This is a genomic window from Halomonas saccharevitans (genome assembly GCF_900116405.1).
Classification (GTDB): domain Bacteria; phylum Pseudomonadota; class Gammaproteobacteria; order Pseudomonadales; family Halomonadaceae; genus Halomonas; species Halomonas saccharevitans.
This window is the reverse complement of record NZ_FPAQ01000027.1, coordinates 1-16001: the sequence shown is the minus strand read 5'-3', so window position 1 is coordinate 16001 and position 16001 is coordinate 1. Positions and strand designations below refer to the sequence as shown.

16 protein-coding genes and 2 rRNA genes are annotated in these 16001 nt (G+C 68.7%); 6 read left to right on the top strand and 12 right to left on the bottom strand.

All coding sequences use genetic code 11. The annotated features are described in order from the left end of the window. Nucleotides 1-10 precede the first annotated feature (10 nt). The 3 genes from mutY to BM388_RS12550 all read right to left on the bottom strand — a co-directional run bounded on the left by mutY (nucleotide 11) and on the right by BM388_RS12550 (nucleotide 3980). Nucleotides 11-1102 (bottom strand): A/G-specific adenine glycosylase, encoded by a 1092-nt coding sequence (gene mutY / locus BM388_RS12560; protein WP_089850679.1) that lies wholly within the window; start codon nucleotides 1100-1102, stop codon nucleotides 11-13. An 83-nt stretch (nucleotides 1103-1185) separates the two neighbouring features. After that, nucleotides 1186-3531 (bottom strand): AsmA family protein, encoded by a 2346-nt coding sequence (locus BM388_RS12555; protein WP_089850677.1) that lies wholly within the window; start codon nucleotides 3529-3531, stop codon nucleotides 1186-1188. Continuing rightward, nucleotides 3528-3980: an acetyl-CoA sensor PanZ family protein gene (locus tag BM388_RS12550; protein ID WP_089850675.1), complete on the bottom strand. Its 453-nt coding sequence runs from the start codon at nucleotides 3978-3980 to the stop codon at nucleotides 3528-3530. Before BM388_RS12550 ends, BM388_RS12555 begins: the two co-directional genes overlap by 4 nt. Before the next feature lie 193 nt (nucleotides 3981-4173). Here BM388_RS12550 and hisB point away from each other — a divergent pair, with 193 nt between their 5' ends. From hisB to hisF, 4 genes are all read left to right on the top strand, one after another. Continuing rightward, nucleotides 4174-4767: an imidazoleglycerol-phosphate dehydratase HisB gene (gene hisB / locus BM388_RS12545; RefSeq protein ID WP_089850673.1), complete on the top strand. Its 594-nt coding sequence runs from the start codon at nucleotides 4174-4176 to the stop codon at nucleotides 4765-4767. 31 nt (nucleotides 4768-4798) lie between these two features. Then, nucleotides 4799-5440: an imidazole glycerol phosphate synthase subunit HisH gene (gene hisH, locus BM388_RS12540; RefSeq protein WP_089850671.1), complete on the top strand. Its 642-nt coding sequence runs from the start codon at nucleotides 4799-4801 to the stop codon at nucleotides 5438-5440. Between the two features lie 115 nt (nucleotides 5441-5555). Beyond that, nucleotides 5556-6302 carry a 1-(5-phosphoribosyl)-5-[(5-phosphoribosylamino)methylideneamino]imidazole-4-carboxamide isomerase gene (gene hisA / locus BM388_RS12535; RefSeq protein ID WP_089850669.1) on the top strand — a complete coding sequence of 249 codons (747 nt, stop codon included), beginning with the start codon at nucleotides 5556-5558 and terminating at the stop codon, nucleotides 6300-6302. A 3-nt stretch (nucleotides 6303-6305) separates the two neighbouring features. Further along, nucleotides 6306-7079 carry an imidazole glycerol phosphate synthase subunit HisF gene (gene hisF, locus BM388_RS12530; protein ID WP_089850667.1) on the top strand — a complete coding sequence of 258 codons (774 nt, stop codon included), beginning with the start codon at nucleotides 6306-6308 and terminating at the stop codon, nucleotides 7077-7079. A 209-nt stretch (nucleotides 7080-7288) separates the two neighbouring features. On the opposite strand, the gene BM388_RS12525 is transcribed toward hisF, so the two are convergent. Both BM388_RS12525 and BM388_RS12520 read right to left on the bottom strand, forming a co-directional pair. Beyond that, entirely contained in the window at nucleotides 7289-7873 is a 585-nt protein-coding gene (locus tag BM388_RS12525; protein ID WP_089850665.1) for a YjaG family protein, read from the bottom strand. A gap of 26 nt (nucleotides 7874-7899) precedes the next feature. After that, a complete protein-coding gene (locus tag BM388_RS12520; protein ID WP_089850663.1) occupies nucleotides 7900-8193 on the bottom strand; it encodes an MGMT family protein in 294 nt (97 codons plus the stop codon). 53 nt (nucleotides 8194-8246) lie between these two features. On the opposite strand from BM388_RS12520, the gene BM388_RS12515 reads away from it, so the two are divergent. After that, entirely contained in the window at nucleotides 8247-8942 is a 696-nt protein-coding gene (locus tag BM388_RS12515; protein WP_089850661.1) for a type 1 glutamine amidotransferase, read from the top strand. Between the two features lie 3 nt (nucleotides 8943-8945). On the opposite strand, the gene mnmH is transcribed toward BM388_RS12515, so the two are convergent. From mnmH to BM388_RS12490, 5 genes are all read right to left on the bottom strand, one after another. Continuing rightward, nucleotides 8946-10067: a tRNA 2-selenouridine(34) synthase MnmH gene (mnmH, locus tag BM388_RS12510; protein WP_089850659.1), complete on the bottom strand. Its 1122-nt coding sequence runs from the start codon at nucleotides 10065-10067 to the stop codon at nucleotides 8946-8948. Beyond that, nucleotides 10064-11101, bottom strand: coding sequence for a selenide, water dikinase SelD (gene selD / locus BM388_RS12505; RefSeq protein ID WP_089850657.1), 1038 nt, complete (start codon nucleotides 11099-11101; stop codon nucleotides 10064-10066). Before selD ends, mnmH begins: the two co-directional genes overlap by 4 nt. 51 nt (nucleotides 11102-11152) lie before the next feature. Further along, nucleotides 11153-12541 (bottom strand): DNA repair protein RadA, encoded by a 1389-nt coding sequence (gene radA, locus BM388_RS12500; protein ID WP_089850655.1) that lies wholly within the window; start codon nucleotides 12539-12541, stop codon nucleotides 11153-11155. A 164-nt stretch (nucleotides 12542-12705) separates the two neighbouring features. Further along, a complete protein-coding gene (locus tag BM388_RS12495) occupies nucleotides 12706-13152 on the bottom strand; it encodes a copper resistance protein NlpE N-terminal domain-containing protein (RefSeq protein WP_089850654.1) in 447 nt (148 codons plus the stop codon). Nucleotides 13153-13258: 106 nt separating this feature from the next. Beyond that, nucleotides 13259-14152, bottom strand: coding sequence for an AEC family transporter (locus BM388_RS12490; protein WP_089850652.1), 894 nt, complete (start codon nucleotides 14150-14152; stop codon nucleotides 13259-13261). Between the two features lie 122 nt (nucleotides 14153-14274). On the opposite strand from BM388_RS12490, the gene hisC reads away from it, so the two are divergent. Further along, nucleotides 14275-15330, top strand: a complete 1056-nt coding sequence (gene hisC / locus BM388_RS12485; RefSeq protein ID WP_089850651.1) for a histidinol-phosphate transaminase — start codon at nucleotides 14275-14277, stop codon at nucleotides 15328-15330. 336 nt (nucleotides 15331-15666) lie between these two features. Here the strand turns inward: hisC and rrf are convergent. Continuing rightward, a 5S ribosomal RNA gene (gene rrf / locus BM388_RS12480) occupies nucleotides 15667-15782 on the bottom strand. 83 nt (nucleotides 15783-15865) lie between these two features. Further along, a 23S ribosomal RNA gene (locus tag BM388_RS12475) occupies nucleotides 15866-16001 on the bottom strand; the annotation flags it as partial.

Here is a 16001-nt window from a genome sequence, read left to right as displayed (position 1 = left end):
TCGTGCGGGCTCATGGCCCGGCGGTGGTGGTCAATGCAAAGGGCTCGAGCGAGGCCAGCAGCGCCTTGACCGGCGCCGCCAGGCCAACGCTGGCAGGGTCACGGGGATCGTACCAGCAGCGCGCCTCGCCCACCGAATCCAGCCGGGCGATGCGCGCCGGCTGCGGCGTGATCTCGAGACGAAAGTGGCTGAAGACATGGGTGAAGGGCGTCCAGGCCGGCTCGAGCTCGCTGCCCGGGGCATGAACGGCCAGCCACGCCGCCAACGCCTCGCGATCGTCGAACTGCGGCAGGCTCCAGAGCCCACCCCACAGGCCGCTGGAGGGGCGTTGCTCGAGCAGCACGCGTCCGTCGCGATCCTGCAGCAGCAGCATGACGGTGGTGCGTGTCGGCACGGCCTTCTTCGGCTTCGATTCGGGAAAGCGCTTCTCCTCACCGCGGGCGTGGGCGACGCACTCCGCCTCGAAGGGGCAGCGCGCGCAGTCCGGCTGCCCGCGCCGGCATAGCGTCGCCCCCAGATCCATCATCGCCTGGGTGAAGTCGACGACGCGCGCCTCGGGCGTGTAATGCTCGGCCAGGGCCCAGAGGCGGCGCTCCACCGCCGGCCGCCCCGGCCAGCCCTCCACCGCGTGCAGGCGCGTCAGCACCCGCTTGACATTGCCGTCGAGGATCACCGCCCGCCGCCCGGTGCTCTGGGCGATGATCGCACCGGCCGTGGAGCGGCCGATGCCGGGCAGCGCCGCCATCGCCTCGAGGCTCTCCACGGGAAACTCTCCGCCGTGCTCCTCGACGACGACGCGCGCGGCCTTGTGCAGGTTGCGGCCACGGGCGTAGTAGCCAAGCCCGGTCCACAGGTGCAGCACCTCGTCCTGCTCTGCCGCCGCCAGGGCGACCACGTCGGGAAAGCGCGCCATGAAGCGCTCGAAGTAGGGGATCACCGTGGTGACCTGAGTCTGCTGCAGCATGATCTCAGAGACCCACACCCGGTAGGGATTACGATCCTGCTGCCAGGGCAGGTCGTGGCGGCCGTGCTCGTCGAACCACTCAAGCAGGCGCTGCTGGAAGCGTTCGGGTGGCAGGATCGCAGGCGGCATGTCCGTCATCAGGGGCTCCCGTCACACAACTCTCGACACGAAAAAAAGCGCCGACTGGGGAAGTCGGCGCAGGGACTGGTCATGCATGTTGCTCAGTTGAAGAGACCTTCCAGGGCGTTGCGAAGTTCCCGGCCGGCCTGCTCGCCGAGGCGCTCGTCGAGCTTCTCGACGGCGCCTTCCAGGCGCTCCTCGACCTTTTCGCCGGCGCGCTGAGTGGCCTCGTCACGCAGCAGTCCGGCGAGGGTGCCTTGGAAGGCCTCGCGATCGAAGCGGCACCACTCCGAGCTCACGCCGCTCAAGGCGCCGTTGCAGCGCACTGGCAGCGGTACGCGCGCCAGGCGCGGATTGACCTCACAGGGGGCGTTATCGGCACTCACTAGGCGCACCGCAGCGCGCAGGTCGAACTGTTCGCTGACCAGATCGATACGGCCTTGGCCGTCCACCCGCATGCCGGGCAGCGTGACCAGCAGGTTGTCGCTCTGCACCTCGCCCTCGTCCAGGGTCAGGCCGGCGCGGATCTGTTCGAAGCGCGTCTCCTCGGCCCAGTCGCGGTCGAGCCGCTTGCCCTGCAGGGTGGCGGCCGTGGTGCACAGCTCCTCGGCGACATTGAGTTCCTTGAAGGCGCCCTCGTCGATGCGCGCATCGAGGCGGCCGCTCAGGTGGCGCCTGAGCTCCAGCAGGGAATTGCCGCGGCTGGTCAGCTCGCCCTCACCGCTGAAACGCCCGCTCAGGGGAGCCGGCTCCTCCGAGCGAGCCTCGAGCAGCGACTCGAGGCGCACCCGCTCGGCGCTGGGCGACAGCTGCCAGCGAACCGGGCTCTCGCGCAGGTCAAGGCCGCCCTCGGCGGCCAGGGCCCCCTCGTAGAAGCTGGATTCGAAGTTGACCAGGCGATGGCGTCCATCTCGCCCTTCGAGGGTCAGGTCGACGTCCTGGAAGTCGAGTCCCGCCAGGCGCAGCTGGCCCAGCTCGAGATGAGCGTCGAGGGTGAGTTCGGAGAGCCACGACGCGGAGACCAGCGCGTCCGTCGCCTCGGCGTGGGCCCGGCGGATGCCCGGCAACTGCCTGGACGAAGCGGTATCTTTACCGGCGCCCGACGGCGGCAGGTAGCCGTCAAGGTCCAGGCGATCCCCCTGCAGGTCGGCGGCGAGCTGGCCGCCGTCGAAGCGGCCCGCCAAGCGGCCGGTGAAGGTGGCGTCGTCCAGAACCAGGGTCAGGCCGGCGAGCTCGAAGCGCGTGAGGTCGCCGCTGACCGGGCTGGTCAGCGCCACGTCGGTGAGCGCCTGGCCATTGGCCATGGCGGGCATCGCTTCGAGGCGCGTCAGCCAGGGGCGCAGCGACAGCGGCGTCAGCCGCAGCTGGCCGGTATAGGTCGGCGCCTCGCCGAGATCGCTGAGGTTGAGGTTGCCGTTGAGCTTCAGGGCGTCGGGCCCGGTCAGCTCGAGCTCGCGCAGGCGGGCACTCTGCTCGGCGAGATCGGCATCCAGCGAAAAGGCCAGCGTCATGGGCAGGACCTTCTCGCCCAGGCGCGGATGGTTGAGGCTGGCGTCGAGCGTGCCCGTCTCCAGCTGCAGGCTGCCCTCGCCGAGATTCATCACCAGACGCTCGCCCTGCAGATTGAGCTTCTGCTCATTATCGAGCCCGGCCAGCCGGTTGACCGTCTCAAGGCTCAGCTCCTCCAGCACGTGGCGCCCCTCAGCCAGACCCAGGTTTACCCGGGTGTCGAGGGAAACATCGCTGAGCAGTCGCGGCTCGCTCGCCTGCTCCTGCCAGTCGAGACCTTCATGCAGCCGCAGGCGGAAGGAGGAGGTGAGCGGAAAGGCGCTGCCGGGATTGACGTTGCTGCCGCTGACCTCGAGCTTCTCGAGGCGCAGCTCGCGATCCGCGAGGGCATCGCGGAAGTGCACCTCGCCACGATTCACCTGCACGCTGGCGATATTGAGGGCCACCGAGAGGCCGTTGCCCGCGGTGGGGGCGGGGCCGGCACTGGCCGGCGCCAGGGCCGCCTCGGCCTGTTCGCCGCGCTCACCCAGTCGCTCGCTCAGCACCTCCCAATTGCCCCTGCCCTGGGCGTCGCGCTCGAGGTCGAGGTAGAGGTCATCGAGGGTCAGGCCGTCGATGGCGATCTCTCCGCGCAGCAGCGGCGCGAAGGCGAGGCTGACCTCGGCGTGGGAGAGCGCGGCGAAGGGCGCCGAGTCATCGCCTTGATCGGGCAGGCGGGCCTCGGCCTGCTGCACGCCGACCCCCAGTCGGGGATAGAAGGACCAGGAGAGCGGGCCGTCGAGCGTCAGTTCTAGGCCGCTGTGCTCGCGCACGACCTCGATCAGGCGCGGCTTGAGATCATTGGGGTCGAAGAAGGTCGTCACATAGACCACGGCACCGACCATCACCAGGCCGAGGACGCCGATCGCGGCGAGCAGGGTGCGCAACAGGCGCTTCATTGATGACCTCGCGGTGGCAAGAGATTGAGCTCGAAGTAGTCGCCGTCCTGGGTGAGCCGATAGCCGAGCCGCGAGAGCAGCAGCTGGTCGGCCACGGGCAGCTGGGAGGAGGCGGCATAGAGGCGACACCCCTCGGCATGGGCGGCCTCGCTGACCAGCCCCAGCAGGCGCGAGCCGACCCCTCGGCGGCGCGTGGTCTTGCGCACGCAGAGGTTCGAAAGGCACCAGGCATCCTGATCGAGCTTTACCGCCACGGCGCCCAGCAGGCGATCGTTGAAGCGGGCACAGCTGAACCGGTGGCCGCCCGCCAGGTGCTCACGGATGAAATCGTCCACGGGCAGGGGCAGGCGTTCGGGGGGCGCGTCAGTGAAGATGCGTACGAGGTCGAGGCGTATCTGGGCATCCGCGTCCCAGGCGTCCTGATCGACCTGTTGAAGGGTCACCGGCATGCGAGGATCTCCTGGAGGCCGGGGCGGCAGGCGTGCCGCCACTGTCATGGGCCGCATTGTAGCGGATGGGGTGAGCGATTCACTATAATGGCAGGCTCTCGGCGTCAGGCACAGCACCCGACGCCCCTTCGTATTGCTGGCCGGCAGGCACTCCCGGCCCCCTCGACACGCGCCCAGGCGCTGGAGATCCGACATGTCCGAGCGTATCGCCACGGTCACCCGGAACACCCGGGAAACCCAGATCACGGTGACCATCAATCTCGACGGCGAGGGGCGTCTGACCTGCGAGACCGGCGTGCCCTTCCTCGATCACATGCTCGATCAGGTGGCGCGCCACGGCCTGATCGACCTCGACATCGAGGCGATGGGCGACCTGCACATCGACGATCACCACACCGTCGAGGACCTGGGCATCACCCTGGGCCAGGCCTTCCACCAGGCGGTCGGCGACAAGCGCGGCATCTACCGCTACGGCCATGCCTACGTACCCCTGGACGAGGCGCTGTCCCGCGTGGTGGTAGACTTCTCTGGCCGCCCGGGGCTCAGCATGGACGTGGAGTTCACTCGCGCCAGCATCGGTCGCCTGGATACCCAGCTGTTCTGGGAGTTCTTCCAGGGCTTCGTCAATCACGCCCGGGTGACCCTGCACATCGACAACCTGAAGGGCTTCAACGCCCACCATCAGGCGGAAACCATCTTCAAGGCCTTCGGCCGCGCACTGCGCATGGCCGTGGCGCAGGACCCGCGCATGGCGGGTCAGATGCCGTCCACCAAGGGCAGCCTCTGAGGCCGCCGCACGATCACACGAGGAGCGCCCCATGACCATTGCCGTCATCGACTACGGAATGGGTAACCTGCATTCCGTCGCCAAGGCACTGGAGCACGTCACTCACGAAAACGTGGTCGTGACGCGGGATGCCCGCCGCATTCGCGGCGCCACCCGCCTGGTACTGCCCGGCCAGGGCGCCATCCGCGACTGCATGGGCGAGCTCGAGAAGACCGAGCTGCGCGGCCTGGTCGAGGAGCTGCTCGCCTCCCAGGACAAGCCGCTGCTGGGCATCTGCGTCGGCCAGCAGATGCTGCTCGACCACAGCGAGGAGAACGGCGGCATCGGCTGCCTGGGTTTCCTGCCCGGCGAGGTGCGAAAGTTCCCGGCCGACATGCGCGATGAGCGCAACGAGCGCCTGAAGGTCCCGCACATGGGCTGGAACCTGGTCAATCAGCACCACGACCACCCGCTGTGGGCGGGCATCGACCAGGACGAGCACTTCTACTTCGTGCACAGCTACTACGTCGAGGCCGCCGACAATGCCACGGTGTTCGGCACCACCGACTACGGACGGGTGAATGCCCACGTGGCCATCGGCCGCGACGCCACCTTCGCGGTGCAGTTCCACCCGGAGAAGAGCTCCCGGGCCGGCCTCAAGCTGCTGGAAAATTTCGTTCAGTGGATGCCCTGAGCGGCACCGCCGCCATGCCCCGGGGTGCCAAAGACGCGCCCCTGCCAGCCGCACTCATGACCGCCGCATTTATGACAACAAGGGCGCCCAAGAGCGCGCCGAATGGAGATCCGACATGCTGGTAATTCCCGCCATCGACCTCAAGGACGGCCAGTGCGTGCGCCTCAAGCAGGGCCGCATGGATGACGCCACCACCTACGGCGATGATCCGGTCGCCATGGCCGCCCGCTGGGTCGAGGCCGGTGCCCGCCGCCTGCACCTGGTCGACCTCAACGGCGCCTTCGAGGGCGCGCCGGTCAACGGCGAGGCGGTCACTGCCATCGCCCGGACCTACCCGGATCTGCCGATCCAGATCGGCGGCGGCATCCGTTCCGCCGCGACCATCGAGCACTACCTCGCGGCCGGGGTCTCCTACGTGATCATCGGCACCAAGGCGGTCAAGGAGCCGGCCTTCGTCGGCGAGATGTGCCGCGCCTTCCCCGGCCACGTGATCGTCGGCCTGGACGCCCGGGACGGTTTCGTTGCCACCGACGGCTGGGCCGAGGTCTCCACGGTCAAGGCCACCGAGCTCGCCAAGCGCTTCGCCGACGACGGCGTCTCCTCCATCGTCTACACCGACATCGCCCGCGACGGCATGATGCAGGGCGTCAACGTCGAGGCCACCGCCGAGCTCGCCCGTGAGGGTGGCCTGCCTGTGATCGCCTCGGGCGGGGTCACCGACCTCGAGGACCTGCGGGCGCTGGCCAAGGTCGCCGACGACGGCATCCTCGGCGCCATCACCGGCCGAGCCATCTACGAGGGCAGCCTCGATGTCGCCGAGGCCCAGCGGCTGTGCGACGCACTCAGCCACAAGGGGAGCTGATCCATGGGACTCGCCAAACGCATCATCCCGTGCCTGGACGTCGACGCCGGCCGCGTGGTCAAGGGCGTCAACTTCATCGGCATCCGTGACGCCGGTGACCCGGTGGAGATCGCCCAGCGCTACAACCAGCAGGGCGCCGACGAGATCACCTTCCTCGACATCACCGCCAGCCACGAGGACCGCGACACCACGGTGGAGATGGTCGAGCGCATCGCTGGCGAGGTGTTCATCCCGCTCACGGTGGGCGGCGGCATCCGCAGCTGCGACGACATCCGCACCATGCTCAACGCCGGCGCCGACAAGGTGTCGATCAACACCGCCGCGGTGACCAACCCCGATTTCGTGCACGAGGCCTCCGAGCGCTTCGGCAGCCAGTGCATCGTGGTGGCCATCGATGCCAAGAAGGTTTCGGCCGAGGGCGAGCCCGAGCGCTGGGAGATCTTCACTCACGGCGGGCGCCGCCCCACCGGCCTCGATGCCGTGGAGTGGGCCAGGAAGATGGTGGCCTACGGGGCCGGCGAGCTGCTGCTGACCAGCATGGATCGCGACGGCACCAAGGTCGGCTTCGATCTCGGCGTGACCCGCGCCATCGCCGATGCCGTGAGCGTGCCGGTGATCGCCTCCGGCGGCGTGGGCAACCTCGACCATCTGGTCGATGGCGTCATCGACGGCGGCGCCGACGCGGTGCTGGCGGCCAGCATCTTCCACTTCGGCGAGTACACCATCCCCGAGGCCAAGCGGTACATGGCGGAGCGCGGGATCGAGATGCGGCTGTAGTGATCGAATGAGATGAGCGCCGGGGGCAAGGCGGCGCGAGGGTCTTTTGACCAGGGACGTCAAAAGTAGCGCCCAAGGACGGGTTCACAGCGCCCTCGCGAAGGCTTGACGCCAGATAAGCTCATCGTCTCTCGCTTGCTACCGACTCGAGACGACAAAGGGCCCGCCAACTGGCGGGCCCTTCGTCGTTCCAGCCGGCGTGCGGGCGGCTACTCCTCGACGGAGAGCCCCAGGTTGCTGACGCCGTCGTTGCGGCCCAGGCGGCGCAGCGCCTTGAGCGCCTCACGATCCAGCGGCCCGGTCTCCAGGGCCTCGAGCACCGCATCCTGGAAGTCGTTCTCGTCCGCCATCAGCGGGTGGTCGCGCAGCAGCGCGGCGAGACGCTCGCCATCCTCCTCGCCCTCGGTGAGCTCGATGAAGGCGCGCACCCCGCTGCGCGAGGCGCGACTGACCTCGAGTACCGCCTCCGAGGCCTCGCCGCGCAGGGTGTCGAGGATCGCCGAGAGCGCGACCACCGCCTCCAGTGCCCGCCGGGCGCCGAAGCTGTCGTCCTCGGCGGGGGGCTCCAGCTCGGCGAGCTTCTCGGCCTGGCGGTCGAAGTCGATGCGCGCCTCCTTCACCGCCAGCTGCTCCCAGACGAGATCCAGGATCACCCGCAGGCCGTGGGGGTTCCCCTCACCGCTGTTCTCGGCGTAGAGGCCATAGTTGGGCAACAGCCGTTCGCACAGCGCCGCCATGAAGGCCTGCTGGCGACGCGGGTCGAGCTGCTGAAGGCGCTGGAAGAAGCCGTTCATGGAGTCTCCTTGGAGGTTAGGTTGTCTCAGGGCCAGAGGCGCTCGACCGACACCCGCCCGCGGGGATCGAACAGCACGCCCTCGGCCACCAGGCGCCGGCGCTGTTCGTCGGCACCGCCGTGATCGGCTAGCTTGCGCGACGCGGTGATCACCCGGAACCAGGGCAGGCCGTGGCCGGCGGGCAGGTCGCGCAGGGCGCGGGCCACCAGCCGCGGCGTGGCACCCTCGGTCATCGCGGCGATGCGCCCGTAGGTCGTCACCCGGCCCGCGGGAATCTCGGCCAGAATGGTCAGAATCTGCTCTCTCAGCTCGGGCTTCATGTACCCTGGCGCTCCGTCCGTCACCCGCGCATTGCTAATATGGCGAGGCTCGCATGCATGTTCACCTTCTCCAGCACAGCCCCCACCAGGGACCGGCCCGAATCGCCGACTGGCTCGCCAGCATGGGGCACAGCTTCACCGTCTTCCACCTCGATGCGGGCGAGCTGCCGCCGCGGCTGGCCGACGGCGATGCCCTGATCGTGCTCGATGGCCCCGAGGGCAGCGCCGATGACGGCGCGCGCCCCTGGCTCAGGGCCGAGCGCAAGCTCATCCGACAGGCGCTGGACGGCAACAAGCCGCTGCTGGGGATCGGCTACGGTGCCAGGCGGATCGCCGAGGCGCTGGGAGCGATCGTCGCTCGCGGCACCGTGGCCGAAACCGGCTGGCACCGGGTGAGCCTCGCCCCGCTGAGCCCCGCAGACCTGCCCGAGGACTTCGAGGCCTTCATGTGGCACCGCGAGGTGTTCGCCCTGCCCGACTACGCCCTGGCGCTGGGCCGCAGCACGGCAAGCCCACTGCAGGGCTTCACCTGGGACGACGGGCGAGTGGTGGCCCTGCTCTGCCACCTGGAGGCGACCGCGGCCAGCGTCACCGCCCTGCTCGATCATCTGCCGCCGCCCGAGGGCAGCGAGGCGAGCCCACACGCCCAGGACCGCGCCACGATGCTCGACGACCCGAGGCGCTTCGACCGGCTCGCCCCCTTGCTCGACCGGCTGCTGTCACAGTGGCTGCGACACGCCGCGCGCTGAGGCTCAGGCCGGCTGCGGCACGGGCCGGCCTTGTTTCCTGGCTTGGGCCGACCACTCGCGGGCGACCTCCAGGCAGCTCTCCCAGTCGCCCACGTGGAGGAAGTGGCGCTCGGGGTGCTTCTCCAGCTGGTGGCGGTAGAGCGGATCGTAGTATTCGGTGAGCAGCGGCGCCAGCCAGGCCTCGTGGGCGCTGGTGTTGCCGCGCTCGTGCTCGCGGAAGGCCAGCGCCTGGAGGCGCTGCAGGCGCGCCAGGCGCGCCTGGCCCAGGCGCTTTCTCAGGCGCCCGAGGGCCGCGGCGAGCTGCTTGCGCATCAGCGCCCAGCCCAGCCAGTCGCCGAACTGCCGGCGATGGACCTCCCAGAGATCGTCGATGTAGTCCTTGCGGATCTGCTCCAGGCGCCAGTCCAGCGGCATCTCGATGCGAATGCGCGGCGCCTGGACCATGCCCTCCCAGAAGGTCAGCGGGATATTGGCGGTGCCGATGCGCCGCGACTCATCCTCCAGCACCAGCGGCCCGGGCAGGTCCAGCAGGCGCAGCCCCATGGCGTGCTCGAAGTCGATCTGGCTCGGCGCCGGCAGTGGATGGCGGCCGAAGGCAGAGCCCTTGTGGCGGGCACAGCCCTCGAGGTCGAGGCCCTCCTCCAGCGCCAGGATCAGCGATGTCTTGGCGCAGCCGGTCAGCCCGCCCACCACCAGCTGCGGCTGCTCGGCGGCGCCGTCGATGCGCGCGCAGAGCGCCTGGCGCATCGCCTTCCAGCCCCCACGGATGCGCGGACGCGTGATGCCGGCGTCAACCAGCCACTGCTGGGCGGTGCGCGAGCGCAACCCGCCGCGGAAGCAGTAGATGATGGCGTCGGGGTGGGCCTCGACGAGCCGCCGCCAGGCGGCGACCCTTGAGGCCTTGAGGCCGCCGCGCACCAGCCGCTCGCCCAGGGCGATGGCCGCGTCCTGGCCGCGCTCCTTGTACTCGATGCCGACGAGGTGGCGCTCCTCGTCGTCCATCAGCGGCAGGTTGACGGCGCCGGGCAGCGCGCCCTGGGCGAACTCCACGGGCGCGCGCACGTCGATCAGCACGCGCCCTTCACGCAAGAGTTCGAGGTCCGGTTCGACCAGCGGCAGACTCATCCGCGCACCTCGATCAGCGCCGGCCCGCTGGCCTTGACCACTTCGCCGAAGGGCGTGAGCTCGATGCCATGATCGCGCCCGATGCGCTGCACGTCGTCCTCCCAGGAGGGGTGCACCGAGAGCAGCAGGCCGCCGGAAGTCTGCGGGTCGCAGAGCCACTGCCAGTGCGCCTCGTCCATGCCGGGCAGGCTCGCACCCAGCGCCTCGCGGTTGCGCCGGGTGCCGCCGGGCATCGCGCCCTGGCGGCGGTAGGCCTCGGCCTCGGCGAGTCGCGGCAGGCGCCGGAAGTCGACACGTGCGGCGACGCCGCTGGCCGTGCATATCTCGGCGAGGTGGCCGGCCAGGCCGAAACCGGTGACGTCGGTCATGGCGTGCACGCCCTTGACCTTCGCCAGCGCCGTGCCGATAGCGTTGGACTTGAGCATGGTCGAGCGTGCCAGCTCCTGGTGGCCGGCCTTCAGCAGCCCCTGCTTCTCGGCGGTGGTGAGCAGCCCCACCCCCAGCGGCTTGGTCAAGAACAGCAGGTCACCGGGCTTCGCACCCTTGTTGAGCTTGAGATGCTCGAGGTCGACCAGGCCATTGACCGACAGGCCGAAGATCGGCTCGGGAGACTCGATGGAGTGCCCGCCGGCGAGCGCCAGTCCCAGCTCGCGACACACCGCCTGGGCCCCGCCCACGACATCGCCGGCGACGTCCGCGCCGAGCTTGTCCAGCGGCCAGCCGAGGATGCCCAGCGCCATCACCGGCGTGCCGCCCATGGCGTAGACGTCGCTGATGGCATTGGTGGCGGCGATGCGGCCGAAGTCGAAGGGGTCATCGACGATAGGCATGAAGAAGTCGGTGGTGGCGATCATGCCGCGTCCGTCGCCCAGGTCGTAGACGGCGGCGTCCTCACGACCCTGGTTGCCGACGATCAGCCGCGAATGGCTGGCGCCGGGCCCGGCCTTGGCGAGGATCCCGTCGAGCACGTCGGGGGCGATCTTGCAGCCACAGCCCGCGCCGTGGCTGTACTGGGTCAGGCGGATGGCGCTCATCTCGTTCTCCTTGGCATTCGTTAATCGCATTCTACCTCAAGTCTGTCGGGTCTAGAGGGCGTCGAGGGCCTCGGCGAGCTTGTCCACGGCGACCACCTCCATGCCCTCGGGGCTGCGCTTGGGAGCGTTGGCCCGGGGCACGATAGCGCGGGTGAAGCCGTGCTTGGACGCCTCGACGATGCGCTCCTGGCCGTTGGGCACCGGGCGGATCTCCCCGGACAGCCCCACCTCGCCGAACACCACCAGCTCGCGCGGTAGCGGCCGGTTCTGCAGGCTGGAGACCACCGCGACCAGTACCGCCAGGTCGGCGCTGGTCTCCAGCACCTTGACCCCGCCGACCACGTTGAGGAAGACGTCCTGATCGCCGGTGAAGAGCCCGCCGTGGCGGTGCAGCACCGCCAGCAGCATGGCCAGACGATTCTGGTCGAGCCCCACGGCGACGCGGCGCGGGTTGCCCAGCGCCGACTCGTCGAGCAGCGCCTGCACCTCGACGAGAATCGGCCGGGTGCCCTCCCAGACCACCATCACCAGGCTGCCCGATGCCTGCTCCTCGCTGCGCGAGAGGAAGATGGCGCTGGGGTTCTTCACCTCCTTCATGCCGTGCTCGAGCATGGCGAACACGCCCAGTTCGTTGACCGCGCCGAAGCGATTCTTCTGCCCGCGCAGGGTACGAAAGCGCGAGTCGGCGCCGCCCTCGAGCAGCAGCGAGGCGTCGATCATGTGCTCGAGCACCTTGGGCCCGGCCAGGCTGCCGTCCTTGGTCACATGGCCGACCAGCAGCAGCACGGTATTGGACTGCTTGGCGAAGCGGGTCAGCGCGGCGGCGGATTCGCGCACCTGAGCCACGCCTCCCGGCGCCGAGGCGATGTCCTCCAGGTGCATGGTCTGGATGGAGTCGATGATCAACACCTCGGGGCGCTCGCGCTCGGCCACCCCGAGGATGGTCTCGACGCTGGTCTCGGCGAGCATCTTCAGCCCCTGGGTGGGCAGCTGCAAACGATGAGCGCGCATCGCCACCTGGGAGAGCGACTCCTCGCCGGTGACATAAATCGAGGAGCGCTCCTGAGCGAGCTTGCAGGCGGTCTGCAGCAGCAGGGTCGACTTGCCCGCACCGGGGTGGCCGCCGAGCAGCACCGCGGAACCGGGCACCAGCCCGCCGCCCAGCACCCGGTCGAACTCCTCGAAGGTCGAGGAGAGCCTCGGCACCTCGCTCAGATCGACGCTGCCCAGGTCGACCACCTCGCGGGAGAGGCTGCCGGCGTAGCCGCCGCGCCCGGGGCCGCCGCTTGCCCCGCCGCCCGCCCCGGCACCGGGACGCGCGGGCGCCAGGCGCACCTCACTCAGGGTGTTCCACTCCTGACAGCTGGTGCACTGCCCCTGCCACTTGCGGTATTCGGCACCGCACTCGGTGCAGACGAAGGCGCTCTTCACTTTGGCCATGGGGCACTCTCTCGCTCGCTGACGGGGCTGTCGATGACGGCTCGGATATCAATCGCGCCATTCTAGCAGCCAGGGGCCGTCGGCTGCGGAGCCCCGCGCGATTAGCGAGCCCGCAACGACACGGGGCGGCCCTGAGGCCGCCCCGGTACTGCTCGTTCACAGGATCAGAGACGCTTGAGCTGCAACATCTCGCTGTTCTGGAAACGGCGCAGGTTGGGATCGATCAGCTCCAGCGTCTGGGGATCGACGCGCAGGAAGTAGTAGGTCTGCCCCTCGCCGTCGGGCACCAGCTCGTAGACGGTGGCGGCGGGATCCTGCTCCGTACCCTGAAGCGTCTCCCAGTTGCCGGCATAGTTCTCGTCCGGCGGGTTCTGCGGGTGTGCCCGATAGGAGGCGTCCAGGTCGAAGGTCCGCTCCGCGGCCATCCCCTGCTCCTCGCCGTTCAGGGTCACGTTGAGGTCGATGCCCTCGCAGTTGCGGCACGGTAAGGTGCCCTGGTAGGTCACCGTCGTCGCTTCCATCTCGGTGGCGGCCTGATCGGTGGGGCCGGCGGCACAGCCGGCCAACAGCGCGGCCAGGGCAGAGCCGACCAGCAAGGTCCTGATTTGCATTTATGTCCTCCTAACCAATGGGCATGACGCCGTGAGGCACGGCAACCTGAATCACAGCATAACCTCTAGCGTGCCCAGCGGACAGCCTCGCCCGGGACCGCGTTGCTCAACCCGGCGGGTAGACCCGAGTAAAGACCAGTATCAGCACCAGTGGCATGACCACCAGGCTGCCCAGGTTGCCGATCAGCACCAGGGAGGCCACCTTGTGGGGTTCCTGACGATACTGTTCGGCCACGAGGTAGTTCAACACGGCCGGCGGCAGGGCCGCGAATACCCACAGGGCCGCCGCCTGAAGCCCCGACAGTTCGAGCCAGATGATCAGCGGCGCGGCGAGCACCAGCCCCGAGAGCGGACAGAGCAGCGCGCCGAGCAGGCCCGTCCGCCAGTCGCCGAAATCGATGTCCAGCATGCGCACGCCCAGGGCGAAGAGCATCAGCGGGATGGAGACGCCCCCCAGCATGTGCATCGCCTCCAGCCCCCAGCCCGGCAGCGGCACCCCGCCCAGGTTGACGGCGAGGCCCGCCAGGCTCGCCAGCACGATGGGCATGCGCAGCAGCCGCCACAGCGGCGTGTGCGGGCTGAGCATGTAGAGCCCCACCGAGAAGTGCAGCAGCATCTCGACGATGAACAGCACCACCGCCGCCGGCAGGGCCTGCTCGCCGAAGGCCAGCACCAGCAGCGGGATGCCCATGTTGCCGGAGTTGTTGAACATCATCGGCGGCAGGAAGGTCTTCACCTCGAGCTTCAGCCACTTCGCCACCGGCCAGAGCACCAGCCCCGAGCCCAGCACCACCACGGCCGCCGCCAGGGCCAGCCTGGCATAGTCCGCCAGCGGTGCCTGGCGGTCGGCCAGCACGGCGAACACCAGCATGGGCACGAAGAGCTCCATGTTGAGGGTGTTCAGCCCGCGGATATCCGGCGTTCGCAAGCGACCGTAGACCGCGCCGCATCCCGCGATCAGGAAAACGGGCAGCAGGGTGGCGATGATCTGGGCGGTCATTGCAGGGATCCGTCGACAGTAAAGGAGAGAATGAGCGCCTCGAGACTAGCATGGGCACGGCTTGCGCGGGCGGGACGCTCGGGTCACCATGAGTTCACCCCCCTTCCCTCGAGCGAGTAATCATGAGCAAGTTCTGGAGCCCTGAGGTTCGCGAGCTGACTCCCTATGTGCCGGGAGAGCAGCCCCGCGAGAGGCTGATCAAGCTGAACACCAACGAGAACCCCTATCCGCCGGCCCCCGCCGTCGAGGCCGCCCTGCGCGACTTTTCCGCCGACCACCTGCGGCGCTATCCGGACCCGACCTCCTTCGCCTTGCGCGAGGCACTGGCCGAAGAGCTCGGGGTGGATACCGCCCAGGTCTTCGTCGGCAACGGCTCCGACGAGGTGCTGGCCCTGTCCTTCCAGGCCTTCTTCCGCCAGCCGCGGCCGCTGTCGATGCCGAGCATCTCCTACAGCTTCTATCCGGTCTACTGCCGGCTCTACGGCGTCGAGCGCCGCACCCACCCGCTGGACGACCAGTGGCGCGTCGACCTCGATGCCTTCCCCGCAGATGCCGGCGGCGTGATCTTCGCCAACCCCAACGCCCCCACCGGCCATGGCCACGGGCGAGAGGCCGTGGCCGGGCTGCTCGAGCGGATCACCGACTCGGTAGTGCTGGTCGACGAGGCCTACGTGGATTTCGGCGGCGAGAGCGCGGCGCCGCTGATCGAGCGCTTTCCCAACCTGCTGGTCACCGGTACCTTCTCCAAGTCGCGCAGCCTCGCCGGCCTGCGCCTGGGCTATGCCGTGGGCTCGCGGGAGCTGATCGAGGGCCTGGAGCGGGTCAAGGACTCCTTCAACTCCTATCCCGTCGATAGCCTGGCCAGTGCGCTGGGCATCGCCTCGCTTGGCGATCACGAGCATTTCGATGCCTGCCGCGAAGCGGTGATCACCACCCGCGAGCGGACCCGGGTGCGTCTCGAGACCCTGGGCTTTCAGGTACTGCCCTCGCAGACCAACTTCCTGCTGGTCAGCCACTCCGAGCTCGACGCCGCCCAGCTCTTCGTGGGCCTGCGCGAACGCGGCGTGCTGGTGCGCCACTTCAACACCGACGCGCTGCGCGACCACCTGCGCATCTCCATCGGCACCGATGACGAGATGGATAGCCTCATCGAGGCCCTGGAGAGTCTGTGCCGCTAGCGCAGCACGCGCCTGCCTGGATGGACCTTCTCCCTTAACGAAAACGCCCCCGCCTCGAAGGAGGCGGGGGCGTTTGGTTAGGAAGGGGCGCATCCAGAGAGGGGCCTCTGGGACGGCGGCTTGATGGAACGACGCAGCGTAACTGGCAGGGGCGGGATTGCCCTGTTGTCCGGCCAACCACCGTGCGCCCACATGAAAAAACCCCGAGCTCTTATGAGCTCGGGGTTTTCTCGGAATAGGTGCCTGACGATGATCCGGGCGGCGCTCCGCTACTCTCCGGGGGAGGCCCAGAAACGACGAAACCCCGACCACAAGAGTCGGGGTTTCTGAATAGGTGCCTGACGATGACCTACTCTCGCATGGGGAGTCCCCACACTACCATCGGCGCTGATCGGTTTCACTGCTGAGTTCGGCAAGGGATCAGGTGGTTCCCGTACGCTATGGTCGTCAGGCGAAAAACGGTGAATCATGCTGACGAGATGCGTCTCGCGTATCCGTCGTGTCGGTTGCCATCGGCAGACCGCTTGGGTGTTATATGGTCAAGCCTCACGGGCCATTAGTACCGGTTAGCTCAACGCCTTGCAGCGCTTCCACACCCGGCCTATCAACCAGCTGGTCTCGCTGGGCCCTTCAGGAGGCTCAAGGCCTCGGGGATGTCTCATCTTGAAGGG